Annotated in this window: 1 protein-coding gene; it reads right to left on the reverse strand. The window is 59.9% G+C overall.

Going from position 1 to position 324, the window contains the following annotated elements; genetic code table 11:
• Positions 1–324, reverse strand: a 324-nt coding sequence (locus ACRXB1_RS37515) for a DDE-type integrase/transposase/recombinase (RefSeq protein WP_449494953.1), incomplete at both ends; no start/stop codon positions are given.

A 324-nucleotide genomic window follows, 5' to 3' on the forward strand; every position in this document is an offset into this window, starting at 1 on the left:
GTTGTATCAGGCCCGTCGGTGGCCGGTGCGACGCGACAGCCCGAAACAGCGCCTGCATGACCAGCTGTTTTGTCATGCGCTCGCTCATGGCATAGCCGACGATCTCTCCGCTAAACAGATCCTTGAGGCCGGCTAGATACAGCCATCCCTCATCGGTCGCGATGTAGGTAATGTCACCGCACCAGGCCTGATTTGGCGCGCTCACACTGAAGTCCTGGTCCAGGATGTTCGGTGCGACTGGCAGGTTGTGCGTCGAGTTGGTCGTCGCCTTGAACTTGCGCTTTTGCTTGCAGCGAAGGCCGAGCTTCGCCCGCAGACGCTTGA

Source organism: Caballeronia sp. M23-90 (genome assembly GCF_053574605.1).